Genomic DNA, 4,298 nt, shown 5'->3' on the forward strand with positions numbered 1-4,298 from the left:
CCTTCAGAACTCGCTTCGCTTGATCCCAAGTCCATTACTGGGACAGGCTCCTAGGGCGCGTTTGAGATGCGCCCTATGGGGAACGCGGGGGAAATCAGCTCAACTATTAAGGCCATCGACCGATCTTATCGGGCCGTGACTCACTTTTTGAGCGCGATATACCGTCGAGAAAGCAGTAATCCGGCGGTAAACATCGACTAATGTGATGGAATATCCATTCTTGGCAATGGCCCTTCCGGTGAAAACTGGCAGGTCCCAGAACCTATCGGAATAGAAGATGGCTATCGAAAATGATGCAGTGCCCCTCAACGCGATCCGGGTGTTCGTGGCGATCGCGCGAGAAGGAAGCGTAACGCGTGCGGCTAGCGCTTTGGGAGCGACACAGAGCTCCATCAGCCGCTACCTGGCCGTGCTGCAAGAATATCTGGGTACAGACCTCATCGAACGACGCGGTAGGCGGAGCGAATTGACGGAATTCGGAAGGCTTTTTGCGAACACAGTCGCCGAACCGCTAGATACAGTGTGCTTCACCGCTAAGAGAATGCGCCGGCGGACTCGCCCGGACGCCAATCGGCTTGTGGTCCGCACGTCGCTTTCGACCTTCGCCTACTCGTTTCTTATTCCGAATCTCCAAGCATTCTCCGCTGAGACGGGCGGCGTAATCGTGGATGTGACCAGTTCGCTGTCCATGCCGACATCCTCCGATGATTTCGACATCTTGATTACACGCGACCTTTCCGTCATCGAACCGGCCGACGATTGGGAAATCTACAACGAGCAACTCGTCTGTGTGGGCTCTCCAAATCACGCAAGTGGCAAGAGCCTCTCAGTTGTTCGCTCAATGCCGATTCTGAACATCACGTCCCGGCCCGACATACTGCCCACATGGCTGAGGGCGATGAGCCTGACCTCTAAAGACATAAAGTCGGGGGCGCGATATGATCACAATTATCTTGCTCTGCCAGCGGTCATGACCGGAAAATGCCTTCTGGTAGCGCCCGAAATTATTGTCAGCGATCTGGTGCGCGGGGGCGTTCTGCACGTGATACCAGGATCACGTACTGCCAGCGGCATGCAATATCGGGCGTATGCGGTCGATCGGAGTGACAATCCCGAAATCGCTCGTGCTTTTTGCCGTTGGCTAGTCCGCCTTTGTAAAGGCCGCCCTTCCGGAAGCCGCTTAGTATCGCATGAGGCGATCGACGGCACCTGTAACGGCCTCGCACGAGGCCGGTCGTCTTTGAAAGAGGCCTGACAATCAACATCCAACGAATATCGCTATTACTAGCGGCACATAGTGTGTTGCGGTAGCGCCATCAATCTGGTTGTCGAATATCAGCTTGCTGCAAGGAGCGGACGTTTCGCTTATCGCTCTTTCTGGACGACACTAAACTCTTGTTGCTGCTCTTCATTGACACCCCATAGCTTATCATTGTCAGTGACGCCCTCTCGTAAGAAAGCGTTTCTGTTGTGCGCTCAGCCAGCGATGCTCAAGCACCCTTGTGGCTAGAAGCGAACGAGCACCATGCTTTGAATACGGTCGGCCGTTCCACCCACAACCCCGTTCCCGTCGGGAACCAACAGATTGCGCGATCCATGCAGATACTCAATACCGAGGTCAATCGATGGCACGGGGCTGTAGATCAGATTGACACTCGCGGCCCACAAGCTCCTGTTGATCGCACTGGAAGTTGTCGTGAATTGGTTGACATAATCGGGATAGTTAAGGTTGCCGGCTGCGACAAAGGCGTTGCTCTGAAGATTTGGAAGGAACTTGTACTGCACGCCAACAACGCCAGCCATCGCCGTTACCGTATCAATTGTAGCTGTTTGGGCAGTTACACCGGGCAAGCCAAAGTTCGTTACGGCACCAAATCCTGGACTGACCATGCTGAGATAACGACCGATGCCTGGTCCATAGTTTGCCGTCGCAAATAGCGCCAGACGACCGTCTAAAAGGTAGAGCGACCCGCTCGCGCCAATGCCATAGCCCAAAGTCGACGCGTCATATCGTTGAGTAAGCCTCCCGGCGCCATTGTTGATCTCGATATTCCGCATCATGCCCCTCAGAGCGAACGACCCGCTTTCGCCACGCCAGAGGGCTCTCGCTGTAAGATCTGGAACCCCACTCAGGGTAAAACCCGCGCCACCATTCGAATCGGGATAGCCCGTTCCAACGGTGCTTGTGACGTCACTATATGTGTTCTCCAAGCCCACACTAAACGTCGTGGATCCAATGCTCTTGCTATACTGAATCGCTCCTTGGCGCACGATAGTGGTTGCCGGCGTCGACCAATCAGAAACGCTACGAAGCGGGTTCAGTGTGGCATCGTCGTAGAGCGACCAGGCTTGCCCTGCAATTATGGACCCCCAACCATCAGTTTTGCCGAATTCTGCAAACGCTAGCCTAAGCCTTGTAGTGTAGCTCGATGCAATTGCCTGTGTCGTAGGATCGGACAACTGCCCCGCGAAATCGACCTCAAGGACGTTACGAACAGTTCCAAAGCCTTCGCTAATCGGCGTCCTCACATCAAGACCCAATCGAGAATACCGACCGCTAACAGCAACATCTCCTGGCGTTCGAGCCGCCAGCGCTCCACGTGATAGCGGAATAGACGGAACCGTAACTGTATCAGATCTGTTGCGCGGCCCGAGATCTCCGTAAACATTGAGCTTTGCATGTCCGTACAGCTTAAAGGACGTATCAGTTCCCGGAATTCGCATGCTGCCAGGGAAGCTTCCTTGCAGCGGATCTGCTCCCTTCTGCGCTGCTTGCGCCTTCGCACGAGCAGCCTCCGCCTGAACTCGCGCCTCCTCCGCGCGTGCCCTCGCCTCTTCTGCCTCCTTTTGCGCCAGTCTCGCCGCCTTAGCCGCCGCGCGATCGGCGCGCGCGCCAGTTTGCTCGTTCGCTTCAAGTGAATGAACGCGAGCCTGAAGACGTTTCAGCTCTTGCCTTAGATCGTCCGATGACTCGGCATGACCGACGGAGGGTGAATACGAGATTGCACAACCAACCAAGGCGCCAGTCACGATCCATCGCGATACCATCAATCTATCGGACGGCCGCTGCCGCGCAAGATTAGATTCATCTCGGGTAGATATTGGTCCGACCGACTTTTTTAGCACTGAAACCCCCACATAAGTACGCAAACATAGACCCCTATGTTTTTCACGTAGGACGAGAGAAGTCGTAGATGTCCGTGTTAGGCCGTAACGCGTCGTGCCCAGCTAACGAGGGAGAGACGCGCTGATTCTGGGATCGGCCTGACAGACGGCGCCCGTTACTGGCTGTTGTCGTGGCAACGGATTAGTCTCGCCCGTGGAGAAACGCGCGTGTTCAGGCCTGATGCCGACGCTCAACAACGAGGCGAGCGCGTAAAATTACCGTCCGCCTTCTGCACGGTCGGCTCGCACGGGGATCAATCAGGGTGCTCGCAATTCGATGAGGACGAATAACGCTGGCGGTCAATTCAATCTGCACGAAGCCGTAACGATGCAAGCCAGCGCACTTAGTTCGAAATCCCATGCCCTCTCCTTAGTCCGGAACTTGTTTGTGCCGACGCAGTATCGGTGGGAAGCAATAGGCCGGTGACAGACATCAACTAATGCGATGGACCGTTTTGATTTGGCGATGGATTTGTTCGAACGGCTCTGCAGGTCGTTGAGTGCCACGGAGTGGCCATTACCTGATCAAGACGCGCGAAATCTTAGCGCTCGAGACGATACTGGCTGGTCGCCTGTTCGCGAGCGTGAGAGGAATGTTGGTATCGTCGGCGGGCTTTAGAACGACGCATCCTCTAGCAGAATCAGGGTCACCGGACCGGCCGGACCCAAAGCCAAAGGAATAGTTCTGCACGCATCGTACAGAACGCGTTCTTAATTTCGGTCGCTGCATTTCGAGACGTTGTCCCAAGCGCACTAACGACTTGATCTGGTTCCTCCGGCGGCATTGTCGCAATTTTAATTTGCGCTAAGGGGAAACCAAGCCAAGGATGGGAACCCTGACATACCATGCCGACGGATTGGCCTAACCCAGAACGAAGGGCCGGCAGTAGCCCTGCTGAGAGTCAGGACACCAAGTTGCTGGCGGTAGGACCACTGGAGAGAAAAGTCAGGCCACTTAAACGAAGGCAGTGGACGTGAGCACCACCATCATGACGATCCGCACCACGAGCACGAGCGGCATCATCACGATCACGACAAACATCACCACCATCGGTCGCCTCCCGAGCCACCGCCGAAGAGAGCCGGCTCCGCAAATTTGAACATGTCGATAAGTGGAGTTTCTGCCTGACAGC

2 protein-coding genes are annotated in these 4,298 nt (G+C 55.3%); one reads left to right on the forward strand and one right to left on the reverse strand.

The window, feature by feature from the left end; genetic code table 11:
• Positions 1-277: 277 nt before the first annotated feature.
• The gene (locus CQ13_RS07390; RefSeq protein WP_057842347.1) at positions 278-1,255 is read left to right on the forward strand and encodes a LysR family transcriptional regulator; all 978 of its coding nucleotides are present in this window, start codon (positions 278-280) and stop codon (positions 1,253-1,255) included.
• A 251-nt stretch (positions 1,256-1,506) separates the two neighbouring features.
• Here the strand turns inward: CQ13_RS07390 and CQ13_RS42650 are convergent, their stop codons facing one another.
• On the reverse strand, positions 1,507-3,150 hold the full coding sequence (locus CQ13_RS42650) for a porin (RefSeq protein ID WP_156433561.1): 1,644 nt from the start codon (positions 3,148-3,150) through the stop codon (positions 1,507-1,509).
• Between the last annotated feature and the right edge of the window lie 1,148 nt (positions 3,151-4,298).

The sequence above is a fragment of the Bradyrhizobium retamae genome, assembly GCF_001440415.1.
Taxonomy (GTDB): Bacteria; Pseudomonadota; Alphaproteobacteria; order Rhizobiales; family Xanthobacteraceae; genus Bradyrhizobium; species Bradyrhizobium retamae.